This window comes from Chryseobacterium sp. SNU WT5 (genome assembly GCF_007362475.1).
Classification (GTDB): Bacteria; Bacteroidota; Bacteroidia; order Flavobacteriales; family Weeksellaceae; genus Kaistella.
In genome coordinates this window covers 1,752,251-1,770,915 of sequence record NZ_CP041687.1, presented here as the reverse complement: position 1 = coordinate 1,770,915, position 18,665 = coordinate 1,752,251, and the positions used below count along the sequence as shown (strand labels likewise).

18 protein-coding genes are annotated in these 18,665 nt (G+C 31.5%); 3 read left to right on the top strand and 15 right to left on the bottom strand.

Annotated features, from left to right (window positions below; translation table 11 throughout):
- Positions 1-125: 125 nt before the first annotated feature.
- The 8 genes from FNJ88_RS08460 to FNJ88_RS08425 form a co-directional block, all read right to left on the bottom strand.
- Positions 126-1,031: a DUF6371 domain-containing protein gene (locus FNJ88_RS08460; RefSeq protein WP_143852765.1), complete on the bottom strand. Its 906-nt coding sequence runs from the start codon at positions 1,029-1,031 to the stop codon at positions 126-128.
- Between the two features lie 221 nt (positions 1,032-1,252).
- On the bottom strand, positions 1,253-2,614 hold the full coding sequence (locus tag FNJ88_RS08455) for a DUF3987 domain-containing protein (protein ID WP_143852764.1): 1,362 nt from the start codon (positions 2,612-2,614) through the stop codon (positions 1,253-1,255).
- Positions 2,615-2,709: 95 nt separating this feature from the next.
- The gene (locus tag FNJ88_RS08450; protein ID WP_076387289.1) at positions 2,710-2,985 is read right to left on the bottom strand and encodes a helix-turn-helix domain-containing protein; all 276 of its coding nucleotides are present in this window, start codon (positions 2,983-2,985) and stop codon (positions 2,710-2,712) included.
- An 83-nt stretch (positions 2,986-3,068) separates the two neighbouring features.
- The gene (locus tag FNJ88_RS08445) at positions 3,069-3,803 is read right to left on the bottom strand and encodes a hypothetical protein (RefSeq protein WP_143852763.1); all 735 of its coding nucleotides are present in this window, start codon (positions 3,801-3,803) and stop codon (positions 3,069-3,071) included.
- A gap of 2 nt (positions 3,804-3,805) precedes the next feature.
- A complete protein-coding gene (locus FNJ88_RS08440) occupies positions 3,806-5,047 on the bottom strand; it encodes a tyrosine-type recombinase/integrase (protein WP_143852762.1) in 1,242 nt (413 codons plus the stop codon).
- A gap of 499 nt (positions 5,048-5,546) precedes the next feature.
- Complete coding sequence (locus FNJ88_RS08435) at positions 5,547-5,867, bottom strand: hypothetical protein (protein ID WP_143852761.1); 321 nt, start codon at positions 5,865-5,867, stop codon at positions 5,547-5,549.
- A 288-nt stretch (positions 5,868-6,155) separates the two neighbouring features.
- Complete coding sequence (locus tag FNJ88_RS08430) at positions 6,156-6,845, bottom strand: hypothetical protein (protein WP_143852760.1); 690 nt, start codon at positions 6,843-6,845, stop codon at positions 6,156-6,158.
- Positions 6,846-7,655: 810 nt separating this feature from the next.
- Complete coding sequence (locus FNJ88_RS08425; protein ID WP_143852759.1) at positions 7,656-8,465, bottom strand: M48 family metallopeptidase; 810 nt, start codon at positions 8,463-8,465, stop codon at positions 7,656-7,658.
- A 424-nt stretch (positions 8,466-8,889) separates the two neighbouring features.
- On the opposite strand from FNJ88_RS08425, the gene FNJ88_RS14515 reads away from it, so the two are divergent.
- From FNJ88_RS14515 to FNJ88_RS08420, 3 genes are all read left to right on the top strand, one after another.
- Positions 8,890-9,024 (top strand): hypothetical protein, encoded by a 135-nt coding sequence (locus FNJ88_RS14515; protein WP_262711451.1) that lies wholly within the window; start codon positions 8,890-8,892, stop codon positions 9,022-9,024.
- Between the two features lie 99 nt (positions 9,025-9,123).
- Positions 9,124-9,261, top strand: coding sequence for a hypothetical protein (locus tag FNJ88_RS14315; RefSeq protein WP_185145794.1), 138 nt, complete (start codon positions 9,124-9,126; stop codon positions 9,259-9,261).
- Positions 9,262-9,267: 6 nt separating this feature from the next.
- On the top strand, positions 9,268-9,606 hold the full coding sequence (locus FNJ88_RS08420; protein ID WP_143852758.1) for a hypothetical protein: 339 nt from the start codon (positions 9,268-9,270) through the stop codon (positions 9,604-9,606).
- Here the strand turns inward: FNJ88_RS08420 and FNJ88_RS08415 are convergent.
- The 7 genes from FNJ88_RS08415 to FNJ88_RS08385 form a co-directional block, all read right to left on the bottom strand.
- Entirely contained in the window at positions 9,603-10,325 is a 723-nt protein-coding gene (locus FNJ88_RS08415; protein WP_143852757.1) for a LytR/AlgR family response regulator transcription factor, read from the bottom strand. The two genes, FNJ88_RS08420 and FNJ88_RS08415, sit on opposite strands and share 4 nt — an antisense overlap.
- 1 nt (position 10,326) lies before the next feature.
- Complete coding sequence (locus FNJ88_RS08410; RefSeq protein ID WP_143852756.1) at positions 10,327-11,493, bottom strand: sensor histidine kinase; 1,167 nt, start codon at positions 11,491-11,493, stop codon at positions 10,327-10,329.
- A 1-nt stretch (position 11,494) separates the two neighbouring features.
- Positions 11,495-14,482, bottom strand: coding sequence for a lantibiotic dehydratase (locus FNJ88_RS08405; protein WP_143852755.1), 2,988 nt, complete (start codon positions 14,480-14,482; stop codon positions 11,495-11,497).
- Between the two features lie 242 nt (positions 14,483-14,724).
- Complete coding sequence (locus tag FNJ88_RS08400) at positions 14,725-15,408, bottom strand: hypothetical protein (RefSeq protein ID WP_143852754.1); 684 nt, start codon at positions 15,406-15,408, stop codon at positions 14,725-14,727.
- A gap of 4 nt (positions 15,409-15,412) precedes the next feature.
- On the bottom strand, positions 15,413-15,826 hold the full coding sequence (locus tag FNJ88_RS08395) for a DUF2141 domain-containing protein (protein ID WP_143852753.1): 414 nt from the start codon (positions 15,824-15,826) through the stop codon (positions 15,413-15,415).
- Positions 15,807-17,969 (bottom strand): carboxypeptidase-like regulatory domain-containing protein, encoded by a 2,163-nt coding sequence (locus FNJ88_RS08390; RefSeq protein WP_143852752.1) that lies wholly within the window; start codon positions 17,967-17,969, stop codon positions 15,807-15,809. Before FNJ88_RS08390 ends, FNJ88_RS08395 begins: the two co-directional genes overlap by 20 nt.
- A 36-nt stretch (positions 17,970-18,005) precedes the next feature.
- Positions 18,006-18,395, bottom strand: a complete 390-nt coding sequence (locus FNJ88_RS08385; RefSeq protein WP_143852751.1) for a hypothetical protein — start codon at positions 18,393-18,395, stop codon at positions 18,006-18,008.
- Between the last annotated feature and the right edge of the window lie 270 nt (positions 18,396-18,665).

The following is an 18,665-nucleotide window of genomic DNA, read 5'->3' as shown; positions in this document are numbered from 1 at the left end:
TATTTTAAAATTGTGAAGCAATTTTTTCTTTTTTGACCATCGGGAGAAAAACGAGTTGCCGAAAAGATGCAAAGTCGGAACGATTTGTAGCGCATTCGGCACATCTCGATATAAAACCTGTTTACCTATGTCCCATTTACTTTTTTCATAAAAAAATCTGCAATATCGATTCCTTGCTTTTTTTGTTGCAGGCTTGCTTCATTTTCAAGCAAATCTGATACGTAAATTTCAAATCCTAATCTGTTAAATTCAACTGCTTTTCTTTTCCATTCTTGATAGGTAGTTGTACCATTTTTTTGAATTTCACAATCGGGATATGCGATGATTTTTCGGTATTTTAATGGCTCCAATTTTCTCAATTTAAACTCACCTTTTGCACCACAGGACAACCATAAAAATTCTGGAAATATCACGCTCATAATGCATGCTGTTTTTTCGGATTCTACCAAAGCAATTATGCTTGATTTATCTTCTTTGATTAAATGCAAACCGAACAAGCATTGTGATAAATTAAAATCTGAAATTTCTTTTTTCATCTTTAAAAATTGATGCATCCATGTAATATTTTTTGTTCTTTTTCCTGTTTCAAAATATTGAATTACTTTTCCTGCTTTCACTTTTTTTTGTTCATCAATTTGCCAGAAAATTGTTCCATTATTGAATTCGGGAAGTGTTCCGATTTTATACTTTTCTTGAACCTCTTTTGCTTTCAAATTCCCTAATAAAAACCTTAAATATTTCAGGAAATTATTATCATTCCTTATTGATATTTCTACCAAATCATTTTTATGAAAAGAAGGAAAAAATTCATATGTTGAATGATCTACCACCGTTGAGCTTTTACAACTTTTAAAACCATCTTTTGATGGATGATAAAAGAATCCACACTTCGATTCTCTATCGCATCTTCCGTAATTTTCCATGAGTTCTCCTGTTTCCGTATCAATGAAAATTACCAATGAAAATTTTCCACAATTGGGACATTTATATTTCTTGGAACTTGGGTCTAAAATAAAACGGTATCTATTCATACTTGCACTTTCTACATTTTATGCACTTTCCTTTATTCATGGGTAATTAACGTGTGTTTTTCATTGGACTTTCGTTGCACTTTCTGCACTTTCAAAAAATACCAAATTGCATTTTATGCCCTTTCCTGCATTTTGAAAAATGATTAAATATTTGATATTCAGTATTTTAAAAGTCAAAGTGCAATAGTGCAAATAGTGCAGTAGTGAATTAATAACTCTATCTAAAAAACTTGTTTTTCATAAATCCCATGAGCGATTTTTTTAAAGAGTTTTTCATCTTTTAAGAAATTTTTAAAACTTCTAATTTTCATGAGATCTTCTTTTGAAATTATTTCAATTCCTTCTCCGGTTTTGAACTGCTGCGGAAGTTTGTCGAACACATTTTTTTGTATTTCGGTGAGTGAATCATAATAAGTGTTATCAATAATCTCAAAAACACGGACTGCATTTTCAAAAAAATAATCTCGTAATTTAATCGCTAATTTTAAAGTTTTCAAAGAAATTGTAGTAAGTTTCTCATTATTACAAATCGAGTACATTACTTCGATTAGAATTGAAAATCGCAAAACGTATTGTTGCAGTTTGACAGAAATTCCTCTTTGGTATTCGAAATCAAAATCGTTTTTTTGGCTATTCTGCCATCTGTACAAATATTCTTTTGCATTAGGCTGAAACTCCAATATAGTTTCTGAATTCTCGGCCAGATTATAAATTTTGCTTATAAATTCTGAATACCATTCAATATATTTCTCATCTAAATCCAGATCATTCCATTTATTGTCCACGTATTTATGCGGCAACACAAAAAGAAGACGATCGATAAACCCATTTTTCATTTTATTCGACTGAAAAACACTTGACAAAATACCTTCCTGCATGGTTCCGATAATATCCACTTTTGTATTATCAACTCTCATTTCATCACCAGAAATTCTATTTTTTATAATTGGTTTTCCACTCCAAGCCGACAAATAGGATTCTTCTTCACTGCCTTTCCGGTATTGATTGAAAGAATTAAAGAAGCCTGCAATTTCATCAGTATATAATCCAATTCCTCTCGGATTAAAATAATGTGCTTTTACAAATGCTTCTGGTGTAAAATCATTCAACAATAATTGCCGAAGAACCGGAACAGTAGTTTTAGATTTCTCTTCAACTGGCAATTGTTCATATTCTTTCTTATTTAAAAGGTATTCTTCAAAATTATGCTTGTCCAATTTCATTAAAGGATTTAGACAAAATGAAACAGAATGGCTTTTTACATCGCCCGTTCTGCCGACGAGAACCATATATAAATTCGATTTTTCCAACCAACTGTTTTTTACTTTCAGTTGGATTCTATTCCCTATCGAAACTGAAACTGCATATAAAATTGAAGCCGATGTATAATCAGGAGAAAAATTTAATGTTGTTTCTAATTCAGCAATGAGTTTCTGCATAATTGGTGGAAAAATACTTCCAGGGAATATGTTTTTGCCTGAAACTAGCTTTAAATCTTCTAGTAATCCGTTGAGAATATGAGACGATCCGGACTGAAATTCATCGTCTGAAATTTCAGATAATTTAACTGCTCTATCATTCATAAATTGTTGAGTATTCTGAAATATGAACCACTCGGAATCATATTTTTAGGTTAGAAATAAAAACCAAAAAGCACCACAAGTCTTAAGTGTGGTGCTTATCTTTTGTATTTAAGTGATTTCACATCTTTTAAAGCTGCCATCAAATCAAGATGATTTATTCTGTAAAATCTACCTAATTGTTCTGCTTTGATGTTACCTTTTAGAACGTGTGACCGTACGGTTTGATAATCTACTTTAAGAATTTCTGACGCCTCTTTGAATGAGTAGAATTTTTTCTTAAGTTCTAATTCGGGTTCTTTTTGAATTGAATGTAAGAGTTGTTTTACTTCTCCTAATTCATCTAGAATTGTTTGGAATGGATTTACTAGCATAATTTTGTTGTATTAAAATTTCTACCAGCAAAAGTGTGTGATTGAGATAATTAATTATGCAATTCTACTCAATTTCGTAAAGTTTAATACTTAAAATCAAACATTTTTGATAATTCCATATATATACCTTCTTCAAAATCAGTCGGTTTAACGGTTATTGCTCTAGAGAAAGTGCCTTTATCAAAATTATTATGATATTCATTTTCCATCGCTTCAATGATTGTAGTGTCTTGAAAATCTGGATTAATAATGTGGTTGTCCTTTAAAAATCTGTGTATTCTTATAAAAGAAGATTTCTGATCTACTAAAAGATTACCATTTTCATCAATAAACTTTTTCTTTTTCAAAAAATCAATGAAAATTTTTGAATTGTTTTCTCCTATAATTATATCAGATAGCCTGATTTCTCTCTTTACTTTTTGATCTAGTACAAAATAAAGTAAGAGAGTAGATTCTGCACCGTTCAAGAAATTTTCTTGTAATTTCATTAAGTTGCTTGAACTTAATATTTTTGAAGATTCTTTTTTGTATTCACGTAAACAATAATCAATTTTCTCTTGAAAATTATGCTTTGATGAGTTTTCTATTACCTTGAAATGTAAACTGAAAAAATTATTTAATTTTTCATATTTAATCAAATATTCATTTTTTGTTTTTTCTGTTAGGATGATATTTTTGGATTTTTCTTTTGCAACATGTATTCTGTTCTCTAACATTTTTTGAATTTTTTCACCTTTTATCCAATAATATATCATCATTGGAATCCCAATTATTTCATCCCAAAGAAACCAACGACCATATAATTTTTTTTCGTCCATGATTATTTAAAAACTTCGTTCATATAACTAACTTTATCATCTTCACTTGGTCTATAGTAACCATTAAAAACCTCCAAACTAGTGTGTCCAGTGTAACTCATGATAACTTTGTCCGGCACTCGTTTATTTTTCATGATGGTAATAAAACTTCTACGTGCTGTATGCGATGAAATTCTTTTATAAAATTCCGTATTCTTTTCAATTAACTGATCACCATACTTCATTGTTTTCTTAATTTCATCAGTAAATTTCAATTCCTCAAAAACTTCTTTTATATACTCATTCATTTTCTGATTTGAAATGCTCGGCAGTTGATAGTCGTATTTTTCCAGAATAGATTTTGAGATATTATTTAATGGAATCGAAAGATTCTTTGATTTACTTTTCAAATCAATTACTCTTATGAAATCTCCCTGCACATCGTTTTTTGAAATAGTACTGTAATTTCCAAATCGCATACCTGTGACACATCCAAATACAAATAAATCCCTAACTCTTTCAAACTTTTTATTTTTAGAAAAATCATGTGCATAAATTTCTTCAACTTGCTCTATGTTAAGTGCAATTTCATCAGTTCTAAATTTAGGCGGTTTTTTAAAATTTACAAAACTGTTATTAAAACTATATTTTTTATTAAATGCCCAAAGTAAAAAGGTTTTCAATAATCCAATATTTCGGTGCACTGTATTTGCTGAATGTTCCCGGTTTTCCACACAAAATTTCAAAAATTTATTGAACGTTTTTTCATCGAATTTACCAAGAGATAATTTATGCTTCGCCTTCTTTTCAAAATCTTCAAGCAATGTTTTATTGCATTTATAACGTTTAAGAGTCGAATTGGAAATTGCATTGCCGGAAAAATCATTTTCTTTTTCCTCTATAAATTCATCGTAAATTCGAAAAAAATCATCCTTTGATTGTATTTTTTTAAATTCTTCGTTAAATCTTTGACGGAGAATATCTAAAGTAAGATCTTCATTAATGTTTTTATATCTGTTTACTATTTCAGTGAAAAAACAACTATATCTATCCAATTGCTTTTTTATACTTCTATGATTTTCTGCTCTTTTAGTCCTTCCATTAAGGTCATTTGGTTGCCTGTTATCAAAATCCCATTCTGAAGGAATAATTTTTTCGCCAGTGGAATAAATAAAATTTTTATTCTCATTTAAGAAATATGAACGAAAATAAATCAAAGTTTCCTTCTCGGATTTGGGTTCCTTTAATTTGTACGTAAAATTCATAGGTGCTACTTTAGGTGCTACTTATTCTATATTTAGACATAAAAATGACATATATCCACTTATGCAAATATATGTGAAATATTGATATATAGTAGGTTTATGTAAAATGATGTATAATAAAATACAATAGGTTCATTTCCCTCCAACTCCACAGAAAACTCTGTAAATCGTTGATTTACAGGGTTTTTTATTTTTGGATGCTAATTGGATTAAATTTAAAATTTTATCGTAGAATATAAATGTCGTTTGGAAGTAAAAGAATGTATCTTACAAATATGTTAAACAGATGAGTGTTTTATTTGTATTCCATAGAATTGAAGAGCACTCTCTAAAAAATCATTCAAAGAGTTTATTTTTTGTGAACTGGTATTCTTCTCTGTATTGCCACAAATTGTATTTAATGCTACGGAAGTTTTGCCAAATTTTTCTGAAAAGATTTCGTAGGCAATATAAATACTAATAAGAGAAACGATATTAAAAGTAAAACCTACCCAATCATTTAGAAAAAAATTAAAAACAACATAAATACCCAATAAAATGAGTAAAAAACATCATTGTTTATTGCACTCTTTTTAGATAGTTGCTTGTTATCAATGTTCTCAAAAAGCATCACCAAGTTTTGAGAATGTTTTAATAATTCTTCTTCTGAAATACTTTGCTCTATCTCTGAATAAATGCGATAACCATTTTTCTCTTTTTTAACCAAAGAAAATTGGTCTTTATAAATGGTCATAAATTCTTCCGGTAGTTCGTTCCAAAATTCTTTTTCTAAATATAGGTATCGTTTTAATACAATAGGTTCACTTCCCCACAAATCCACAGAAAACCTTGTAAATTACTAATTTACAGGTTTTTTTGGTGCTTTTTTCGTTAAGATTAAAATTTAATTAAGGTTAGTGGAAATCTTCTTTTAATGGTGTGGTAAAGGATTGTTTTATGAAAAATGGACTCCCATTGAAAGAGCAAATTGCTGATATAATTTAAATATAACTTATCTGGTTTGTACGTCGCCGATCGTAATATTTCTAATGAAGTGTTAATGGACAATACTTAGAATATTTCCAGACATCTATTCAGCCAGATGAAATGCGACTGGCAACAATTAAAATTACAGAATTTCTGATAATTTTTTCAAATCTTTTTCCTCTGATAAATTGACTTTGTTCTTTTTGAAATATTGTTTTATCGCTTCTTTTTTTTCTGGAAACATCGCTATCAATTTATTTTTATTACTAGGTAGTTGTTCTATCTGAGAATTTTGATTTTTTATAAAATAGATATTTCCCAATCTTCGGAAAGTAGCTGGTGAATCGGGATAGTATGAATTTGCAGCAGGAACAAATGGTAAAAATGCAATAGTACTCTTTCTAAAAATTGTTAATCCTGCTGTATCTGCAACTACAAATAAATATCCCAGAACCTCCTTATTTTCATAAACGTAATTTACTAGTTTAAGAGTTTCCTTAGTTGATTTAAAGTGCACCGTGCTATAAAGACTTTCTTTTAAAAGTGCCATATCGCCATCATCTGTATTGAAAATAACCTCATCTAAATGGGCATTATATCGCATCTTATAAGTCTCAGGGAAACCTTCTACCATTCCCAAAACATAATCTGGATAAATATAAGGCGTTCCTTTTACCGATTTATCAGCTGGATTATAAGTAATCCGTTGGAGATCTCTAAACTTTAAATCCATGACTTTGTCTGAATATGTCTTAGCTTGCCCTACCTCAACATATTGTCCAAAAATACCAACAGAAATAAGTGGTATTAGAATTGAAACTAATTTTTTCATTTTATGCTTTATTTTAAACAAATTTACTTTATTAAATCTAGATAATTAATCGTATTTACAAATATTGTTCATAATGAAAACACAATTAATCCTTCTTAAGAATATCACAATTCACTTAAAGTGATTAATTCTTTAAAATACAATAAAAATTATTAGACTTATATTTAATAGCACTAAGATGAGCGCTATGTACCTTATCATTACTATCTAAACTAGTTAATAAGCCGGGGTTAGGTTAGTATTCAATGGAACTGCTTTGTCTTTTTAAAATATTATCCTCCTTAAGGATCAAAAAGAATTAACTGATGGCTTTTTTGTTTTTATTTCTTCCCATTTTGAGTTGGGGTTTTTCCAAAATTTGAATAAGATTGCAGAGGATCTTCGCTTATTAGTATCCGATAATGTATTTCGCGGTAAAGTATCTTAGTCCTAAATGATTAAGATTTCCTTCATAAGCAAGCATAATATTTGACACTTCACGAAGCGAACTACAGCTAAATAACACAATAACAACCTATATGCTAAAAAATTTACTAGTTATTAGCATTTATTTATGATGATATTTACGGTAATCATTGGATGCAAAACTAAAGTACTAAAAAGCGGGAGATCCTAAAGGAAATCCCGCTTTAATTCTTTTTATCGCACAATAGTTATTACAAATGTAATTCATTACAAAACATAAAAATTGCTTTTCTTATATAAAAACAAGCTAGACCATCAAGTTGATCAATTACTAAAAAAAGCCAATGCAGAAAAACTCTGCATTGGCTTCTTATTATCAATCAATATTTAATCTCTAAAACTCTTTTATTTCTTTAATTTTTCAGTAGGTAATTTTACTTCACCCGGATCTTTCCAAACGCCATCCTTCTCTGCTCTTTTTTTGATTGTTTGCGCTCTTTTCTCACTATCTGGGTGAGAGCTCATCATCTTCTGGTATGATGTTGATTTTGAACTACCACCAAGCAACGCCAATTTTTTAAAAGCAGTATATGCTCCAACGACATTATAATTATGCTTCTTCATGAAGTCATAAGAATAATCATCTGCCTGGCTTTCTTGTTTCTTGCTGTGTTTTGCATCCAAGATACTGTTAGCAAATTCCCCTAACTGGCTTTGACTAAGGGTCTGAACCGTTGAGGAAGACGCGGAAGCTGCATCCATTGCTGCTGCTCTAAGATAAGCGCTTTTCACCGCATCTTTAGAATCTTCATTTTTAACGTGACCAATCTCGTGACCAATAATTGCCAAAAGTTCATCATCATTCATGACATCCATCAAAGATGAAAAGACACGCACGCTACCATCTGCACAAGCAAATGCGTTGATATCTGAAACCAAATACACCTTATAATTCAAGGGCAGTCCATCTTCATTTTGATGTTTAGCAAACAATTTCTTTAAACGGATGGTGTAAGGGTCTTTCGCACCTGCCACTTTATTATTCTTATCCATCCAAGCTACTCCTTCTTTCGCTAATTTCTGAGCATCTGCATTAGAAAATGAAAGTGCTGAAATTCCCTTCGAAGCGGCTTTTGTCATTTTTCCAAGATTGATTTGAGCGTTTACACTCATTCCTATAGCAACGAAAAGCATCGTCGTTATCATTTTTTTCATAGTACTGTATTTAATCTTCGAATTTAAATAAAAATACCGACTTAGTCCTAAAAAAAATCTTAAAAAATGAACTTATCACGAATTTTATACGAGAGAGAGAGAGAGAGAGAGAGAGAGATTACTTAACTATTCTATTGATAACATAAAAGAACTCCAGCGAGTCAAAAGTCCTACATCAAAGAAAGTTCGACTCTTTAAGTTTTTAAATAGGACGAAAAAAGCTTATAACGGTCAATTCTCATAAAGTAACTGTTGAAATCAGTAAATTCAAATGATAATTGGCAGCTTCAAAATAACTTATCGAAGGAAAGTTCTATTTCATCGTTCAATTTTCCATTTCTACCGATACACTTTGTCTTGGCGCTTCATACAACGCATCTTTGCTACAGAAATTAAAACAACAACAAAAACAAAAACAAACATTATGAAACCACAAGTACAAAATCAAAAATTGACCATCAAAAGAAAAGTAATTAAAAATTACGCTACCTCAACACCAAACGGAGATCTTTTATCCACCAACCCAACTTCTCTAGGCACCACTACAACTTTCTTTTAGTAATTATTTAGGTGGATAAGCTTCAACATATTATCAAAATAACATCATTCTTCATTTCAAACTAAAGGAGTTTATTAAATTAAAACAAAAACAAATATTATGAAACCACAAGTACAAAATCAAAAACTGACTATCAAAAGGAAAGTAATTAAAAATTATGCTACCTCAACACCAAACGGAGATCTTTTATCAACCAACCCAACTTCTCTAGGTACCAGCACAACCATTTTTCAGTAATTATTTATGTGGATAAACTGCAACATACTATCAAATAATATCATACTTCATTACAAACTAAAGGAGTTTATTAACAAAACTCCTTTTTTAAAATTATCTGAAGATGAAAAGAGCAACGAAACTGGCCAAATCATCTTTTGGGATATTGATTCTGTTAATAAAGATCAAGAATATCTTACAAGCTGTATGGACAATGGAGGAATAGTATTGGTAATATCATCTTTCCTTTCCGACAATATCATATCGCGGAATTTTAGTGGAAATGAGATTACAAAAGTTGGAACACTAACCAAGAATATGACCCACCAACAATTTGTGGAAGCAATAAGTAACTTAACGGATTAATTAATCCCCAGTAAGCCGAACAATTCATCTTTTTTAGTAAGTGCAATTGAAATAGTTTTTCCATTATTAAGTTCTACCACATTGCCGGAAACGGATTTAATAGCAGTTATTTTCACAATGAAAGATCTTTGTAACCGGAAATATTTAGGAGGCAGCAACATGCTTTCCATTGACTTTAATGTTGCGAGCGTTGTTAGTGATTCTGTATTCGTGACAATCTTTAGGTAGTCCCCTAACGCCTCCACGTATAAAATATCATCCAGTATCACTTTGACCAATTTTCCATTCACCTTGATAAAGAAGCGATCGACCTCTGAACTTTTCCCAGGTAAAACGTCAGTAGGCTTTGAATTTGCTTGAATTTTATCTTTTGCTCTATTAACCGCTTTTAAAAAACGGTCATAAGCTACTGGTTTGACCAGGTAATCTACTACGCCATTTTCGAAACCTTCCAGTGCAAAATCCCGGTGCGCCGTGATAAAAATAATCGCAGGTTGCTTCGGAAGAGAACGAATTAAATCGATTCCGTTAATTTTTGGCATTTGAATATCACTGAAAATAATATCAACCTCGTTGGACTGGAGATAAGTAAGCGCATTTAAAGGATCTTCAAACGAAGCTAAAAGCTCCAGAAAAGGAATTGTTTTTACAAAGTCTACCACCAACTCTTTTCCGATGGGCTCATCATCAATAACTATACAACGTAGTTTTGTATCCATATTATTTTAAGTTTATTGACAGAAAAACAGAGAAACAATTTTCTTTATTCTCAATCATTAGGTTGTGTTTATCCGGATAAATTAAGTTCAATCTTTTCTTTACATTTTTCATCCCTATTCCACCTAAAGTTTTTATTTCTGTGGATTTGTTCTCACTATCGTTCTGAATAGAAAAAGAAAAAATATCATCAGCAATATCGACATTTATTTTTAAAAAATTATTCTCGTTTGCTTTCAATCCGTATTTAAATGCGTTTTCAATAAAAGTAAAAGTTAATAATGGAGCGATACAAACGTCTTCAACACCCTCTGGAACAGAGATATTTAAGGTAATATCTTTATCTGCTGAATACCTCATTCTTTCTAAAGAAAAATAATTAGTTATAAAATCTAACTCTTTCTGAAGAGGAACTTTCTCGGTATTAGACTCATATAAGGTGTAAGCCATTAAATCTGAAAAATTAATAATCACTCCCGGAGCGCTAGGATCTTTCTTCACTACTAACCCATAAAGATTATTTAACGTGTTAAAGAGAAAATGAGGATTCAGTTGAGATTTTAAAAAATCCTTCTCAATATTTATATTTTCAAGTTCCAATTCTGAACTTTGCTTTTGCAACAAGGTTGTCCGGTTAAACAAGCGCACGATATCAAACAAAATCTTTACAAAGAATGGCGGTGAGAAAGAATAAATAACAATCATCGCATTGCCGAAAACATTTTTAAGAGATACCGCCTCAAAAAAACTTTGTTTCGCATTATTTTTCACAATATCCTTCAAAGGTCCCTGATGAATATCAACCGCTAGGTAGTCTAAAATTTTAAACTGAAAATAGTTCGTAGATAACCAAATATAAACGGTGATGGGTACACTCACAATAAGAAGGGCAATTCCCCATCCTTTACTTTTAAAAATTTGCGGAACGATTAGATAGAAGAATATATAAAATACCGTCATATTATTAATCATTCCTCTTATGGTTAATAAAACGCTGGACTTCAAGGAAAGTTCCAGCTCGACACTATAATTCAGAAAAAGTAATGTAAAAAAAATAAACCACATGAATAAATGAGAAAGTACTCTGTTGGCAGGTGTGTAGAATACATCAAAATTTACATGGGAAATACGGTCAAGAAAAGGAGTAATTATTTTATTTGATTTATACATTTTATTTTGATTGACTTATAATTCTACTATAATATTTTACTGCAAACGAATAGGTCATCAATTCCAGCGCTCTTTGCTCCGCAGAAAACCATCTATTAATACTCATGTGGATATAACTGGAAAGATAGGTTTTACACAGTTTCAAATTTTTAAAATGTTGATGACGATCTTCAAATTCCTTTTGGAAAATTTGATCATCGAAAAAGTTCCCCAAAGCACCGTTCAAAAGTCTGTACTTCTGATAAATATGAGATTTATAATCGGTAGAGAACTCAGCTAAAAAACCATTTTCTATCGCTTTACAAAAGTCTAATTTTTCCTGTAAAGAAAGATCAAATACATTTAACCAAGCATCAACATTTCTTACAGCACTGAATAACCTCACTTCTTCACTATCAACAAATTCTTCATCACTTAATAAATTTAAAATCATCACACTATCGTAGTAAAATGCGATTTCCGTATCCTTCATATATTCTGGAGAATACCGTTCTAATTCTCTTTGATAAGAATCAATCTGCAAATTCCAAATGGTTTCTTCCTGAAAATAAGGATCCAATTCCTGATGAATCTTTTGAAGAACTTCTCCATATTTCGCATTATCCTTTAAATTAAACCTTAGTCGAATATGATAATTAGGATCTGTATAGCGAATGAAGAATGCCGACTTTATAAGGTCTTCTTTAATTAAATCATCCAGAATAGGCCTAATTATCGTAGACAATAAGGTATCTGAAAAGTTAGAATTACAATATATTTTCAAATAAAGCCACTCACTTCCGGGTGCAAAACTTCTTTGTATAGAAGGGGAATGATCTTTTGAGAAACTGCTTAACTTTTTAAACTCATGATTTTCAAGTGGCAGAACGATCTGTTCACTATATCCTTTTTCTCCATTGATTTGAGATAAACATTCGGACAATTGTATTTTTACATTACTTTTCAATTCATCAATGAGCAGACTTAAGTAACTTTCATTTTCAATATCCAAAAACAGTTCATTATCTCCCTGAACCAACACGATATATTTTGAAACCTTCCACTTTTGGAGAAAGTTCTTCAATTGTAAAATCGGATCTTTTGAATTTTTAATTAATTGAATGTCAGTCTCATACATTAACCAACACGCTCGATGCAAAATAATATTACGATAAACAATTCTTGGAAAAAATCTTTTCTTCGTCTTCGCATAATCAATATTCAAGTTGAAGTTCTTCTGATTTTGAGACTGTACTGAACAGAGAAATTTGTACGCTGCGCTTTCACTTTTATGGTAATTATGCGCGTTTGAAAGTGTTGGGATAATTCTTTTACCAAATTTTATAGACTTGAGAATTATTTCGTCTCTCTCCACAGAAACCATAATATCTTTTAACAAGATCTGTTTTTCCTGATCTGTATTTCCATTCGCAAAAATGGGAATTTCATATTCTGAGAATTTAGGTCTTCTGGCAATGTTTGCAGTTCGTTTCTCTGGAATGTAAATAATCTCCGCAAAGATAATTTCAGGCTGACTATTCTTTTCCTTCGTCTGAATTTCCTGACAAAGTGAATTGATTTTATCATCTGATAAAGCAAACCTCCCTAAGATAGAGTTAGCGCCTGAAGTTGCTACACTCTGTAAAAAAAAGTCATGCTGATAAGTAGATCCTATTACACAAAAATTTTGTGCTGCAATGGGATTTTGTTCAAATTTAAGATCTATACTTTCTAACTGAACAATATCTTTATCCCCCTGCTCGATCAGGTTTAGAAGAAAATCCAGATGGGATAGATCACTGTTTTTTTTTGAACTGTTTTTTTCTTTTGCTAATCCCTCTATTAATGCGTTTCCTTGCAATTCTCCGATTTGATTGGTTGCGGGAAATCCTATACCAAATTCAGTATCCAAGATCTGAGAAAGGGGTACTTCCCGGCTTTCATATCTGGTATTAAATATTTTTTTAAAAAAGTGTAAATCGGAGTTTTCTACTTTGTCACCTGCCAACTTGTGCAAAATTGCAACAGAGGTACTTATGTTACGTAGTGTTTTCTCCGTCAGTTCATAATTACTTTCGGAAGAGTGCAACATGTCCACATGAAATAGATGGATCTTTTCTATTCCCAACGGCTGAACTAAATCTTTAATTTCAGCAATTTCAGCAATTGGAAGGTAAGATACACAGGTTTCTTCTATCTTCGAAATACAATGTTCGATTTTTTCAAGAATTTCTATATAAGATCTGACCTCAGCGATTCCCTGGTTTGACAATTTATCTAAAACACTTTTTAAATGATCAAGATTATTAGAGGTAAGCGTTAATTGAAGTTCACTAACTAGAAATTTGATATCGATGAGTTCATCTATAAACTGCGTAATTTCATCATCATTAAAGTCAGAAGAAAATAAGGCCGAAATTTCACTATAGCTTGTAAAATCTTTAAGATCGGATATCTTTTCAAGATATTCATTTATTTCTATTGATGATAATTGAGATTTTCCTTCACTTTCATTCCCCACTGGTTCCTGATATCTGAACTGTCTAGGGATTTTGGCAAAAGTATTATTAACCTTATATTTTAAATGCCGCTTAATATTTAAATTTCCTTCAATATGGATTTTTATTGCGGTGAGAAAATCCATATCAACTCTAGCTTTACGAAGGAGTGATTTGGATTCTGGTTCTGTTGCGTCTTTTATGGACTTTAAAGCCACGCCTGCCATCGTTCCGTAAGGAGTACATCTTGTACTGGATCGGATCGCATATTTTTTAAGCGTATGAATTAATTTAGGGATTCGGTCTTCTTTAAGCGTGTTATTTCTAAAACTAATAATTGTTTTATACAGATCAGGAGAACTCCAATAAATTGATGATACGAAGAAATCATTTTTTACAAGCTCATGAACAACTTCTTCTATGTCTTTAGTTTCGTCGTTATCGAATAAAATATCCTTTGAAAATAAGGGTTTCCGAAGAAGGTATTTATTATAAGTTTCATAGTTTTTCATGATATATTAGCCTCAATAATTTATTAGAATAAGCAAAAATATCATAAATTATAGATAAATCGCTGATAGAACGCCGAAGATAAAATAAATTATACAAAACATATGATAAGTTGTAATAAAAAAAGGAAAACAAATACAATACTGGTAATAGTTCCGATTTTCTCATTAATTAAAAAAGTTTATTGAATTAACTCAATAAACTTTTTTAATAGCTTGTCAATTTTTATAGACAGTAGCAATAATTACTTTTTACTGCATTTGCTTTCCAAATTTGTTAGGAGATCTTTCTCTCCCCAATTGGGATCATTTTTATTAACGGGTTTAAAGTTGGCAAACAGTTCTTTGCTTTGGTTTAATTTTTCGCAGATGTTAGAATCTTTGTTTCCCATAAAAGCATTCATTTTTTCTTCGAAAAGATTCAAAAGATAATTTGGTCTTGGATTCTTGGAATTGAGTGCAATTGCTTTTTGGTAGTTTCCGATTACCTCTTTAAAGTAAAGTTGTCCATTTTTTTGAGAATCCTGAGCAATTTTTCCATAATAGTAATAACCTAACAAGGTGTAGACCTCCGATTTGTCGGCAGCATTATTCTCCAATAACTTGTCTGCGCGTTTTTTGGCATCTTCCAATAAAGCATCTTTACTTTCCGGGTTCGTAAAGAACGACTGTACAATTTCTAGATAAGAGATATAATAGTTCGGAAGCCAATTGTTGGGATCCATAGATTCGATTCTTTTAATTTCATTTACGGAACTTTGAATATCTGCAGCGCTCTTACTCGCTTTAGCTTTTTCTAGAGCTGCTGCTAGGAAGTCAGTTTTCTCCGTATTTTTCACAGGAGCTGGTGCAGATAACGTATTACTTTGCGCCATACAATTTACTTGCATTAAAATTAATGCGGTTGGGATTAATGTTTTGAATTTCATGAGACTAATTTTTTAAGTTGATTAAAATGTTTTTGTTATTTGATACGCTAAAAGAGGAATTATCAAATGAAGGGTAACCTGCGGGATTGTTTGAAATACCATAAGGCTCTGTAGGAACTGAAAATATTTTATTAAGTTTTTTGTCATTATTCAGATCCTGATAAACGGTTGCAGAATAGGTCCCAACTGGAATTTGGCTGAAAATTATTCGGTTCGTTTTGTACGAGACTTTTATTTTTTTGTACGGTGATTTCATGAATGATTTCTCACTATTGAAAATCGCTACATAGAAAAACCCTTTCTTGATGTATATATTTTCAATTTTAACCGTAACGTTAGCTCTCTTTTGTGTGAATCCTGTAAAGCCCAGTGAAAGAACAATCAGAAGCGCTGCTTTTTTAGAAATTTGAGACATCATATGCTGAGTTATTTTTAAGTGAAATGAATATTCCGATATAAAAGAATCTTTTTCTTGAGGCTGTGATCGGCTCGTTATTATAAGATCCTATACTGCTAGGGTTTGGAGTATATCTGTAAGAGAACACATTTTCCCGACCCAGGACATTTGTTAAAGAGGTATATAAAATGACCTTTTTACCTAACAGGACGCTCGCATTAACATCCAAACTATTGAAAACCGGCGTTTTGGACTGATTAAATCCTGATAGATTTGGATTATTATAGGGTCTGCCGCTGGCAAAGGTATTGGTAACTCCTACATACGTTCTGATCGGAGAGAAATAGTATAAAGTATTGAGTCTGATATTATGCTTTGAGGCAAAAATAGGAGTGGCAACTTCCGGAAATTTCTCATACAATCTTTTAGAATCATTGTATGAATAAGAAACCGAATATTTCAAATTTTTAATTGAACTGTCATCAGAGAAATACACATCAAAACCCTTACTGTCACCATATCCATCTGAGGTATATTGATTGTTTTTCAGCAACCAAAGATTGGAGTACTTTTTATAGTAGAATTCCGTCTTAAGGCTTATTCCTTTGTTATCATAACTTGCACTTGCTATATACTGATCCGAAACTTCCTGTGACAAATTGCTTGTTTTCGCCAGTACCATATTGCTTGGTAACTGATAGTATCGCCCAAAAATCAAAGAGGTTTGAAACTTATTTTGGATATAATCCAATGATAATCTCGGATAGAATACAGAAGAGTTATTATAGTTATTATACTCTACTCTGGCAGAAATATTAGAATAAAGTCCTTTGTATAATCTCAACTGATTGTCTGCAAAAAGTGCCGAAATTGAATAGCGTAATTTCTCGTTTTGCAACCTATTATTACCCAGGAAATATTCATTGTCATAATTTCGAGTGAAATTCTCAAAACCTGCAGATAATTTATAAGTTTTAGAGAATGTTTTTTTGATTTTAAACTTAGAGTGAATTTCCTGTTGGTTCTCATTAAAAGCATCTCCACTAATTTGAGCATTTGTATATTGATCATCTACTCTCGAGAAAGCTAATCCGGCAAAATATTGTAATCCGTTTTTAGGTTTTGTCTGGAAAGTTGTGTTTAGATAGTAATTGTTTTCATCAAGCCCAACATCTCTTTTCTGTGCTGTATTAGCATCTTCGAACTCACGGATAAAACCAGTTTTGTTATAGCCCCAGTACATTTTTAACTGTGATTTGTTTTCAAAAACATTTTTGAACTGCCCTTCTCCAGCAAAATTTCTGTATTCTTTTTTCCAGTCAAATTTATCGGGGAAAATCTTATTGTATAATCCTAAATTGGTATAGTTGATATTAAAAGACAGTGATCTTTTTTCACTTCCCAGAGTTCCGCCACCACCTAGACTTAAAGGTGAAAAATTAATCCCAACTTTCGACTCACCAGCTACATCTTTTGTTTCCATGGGTAATACGGAAGATAAAGACTGTCCGTACTCCAATTCATATCCACCTAAAGAAAGATTTACACCTTTGAAAATAAATGGCGAATATCTGCCACGTGACGGTGTATCTTGAGAACTTGCGGTGTAAGGAGAAAACACATGCATTCCATCGATGTAGGTACCAAGTTCATTACTATCTCCTCCACGGATATATAACTTTCCATCTTCACCAACTCTTTGGGTACCTGGCAAAGATTGCAAAGCTCCCATTACATCTCCATTTGAGCTACCCGTCATGACTACATCCAAAGAGTTCATCTGCTCTACGCCTCTGCTTTTCCCCAGACTAAAGGAGTTCGCGGATATTACCACCTCATCAATTGCGGTAGCATTAGTATCCATTTTAATTTTTCCTAAATCGATAACGCCAGTAGTATTTTGATCTAATTCAATTGATTTGTCGTCAAGTCCTATCGCTGTAATGATTAAAACCAGTTTTTCTGGCATCTGATCTTTTTCAACAATTATTTTGAATTTTCCGCTCTCGCTGGATGTATCACCAAGCATGGTATTCTGTAAATATACATTTGCACCTGCGACCGGTACTTTTTTTGGATTGGTCACAATGCCTGTTATTTCCATCTGACAATGAAAAAAGGAGACGATAAAAAGTGACGCGATATATAAAAATTTCTTCATCATGATTTTATTTTTTATTTGTTAACTACAGTTGTAATATTACAAGGACAACACTTTGTTGGTTACTTTCTTTAGATGTTCATCCTGTAAACTTTCTACATGGCATTTCAAAAAATCTGAATCTTGAGAGATGTGGTTTTCAAAATTGACATTCTTTAATTTTTTTTCTACCGAGACTCTAAAAAGTCTTGCTTCGTAGCAATTTTCATTAAGCTCTAACGCACTGTTCATATATCTTGCGTAAGAATTGATATACTCAATTTTCTGAAGATTGTTTTTTGCATCTTTCGCCATTAACGCACAACAGAAAGCCTGATAGGAAAACTTGACATCGTTTTGAGCGGCGCTGATTGTTTTTGTTTTTTCAACAAGAGCCTTTACGCTCTCTTGTTCTTCTATTACATTTAATAATACTTGCGATAATTTCATAATTAATTTTTTGAGTCTATTGTTAAGAGAAATTTAATAACTGACCTTCTAAAGATGATTCGTCTTATTTCCTCTTAATTTTTCATAGCTCAAAAGTACATTACCGGTATATGGAATAAAATTTTTTTCGACGACATGACAATTTTCCAAGTTCAAAACAGTAAATCAATCGGTAGACGAAGAAAAGAGAATTTGGGTTTTCTGCTGGCACACAGCAATAATCAACTCAGTGTGGCAAATTAAAAACTAAAAAAAGTTGTTGTTCGCCGA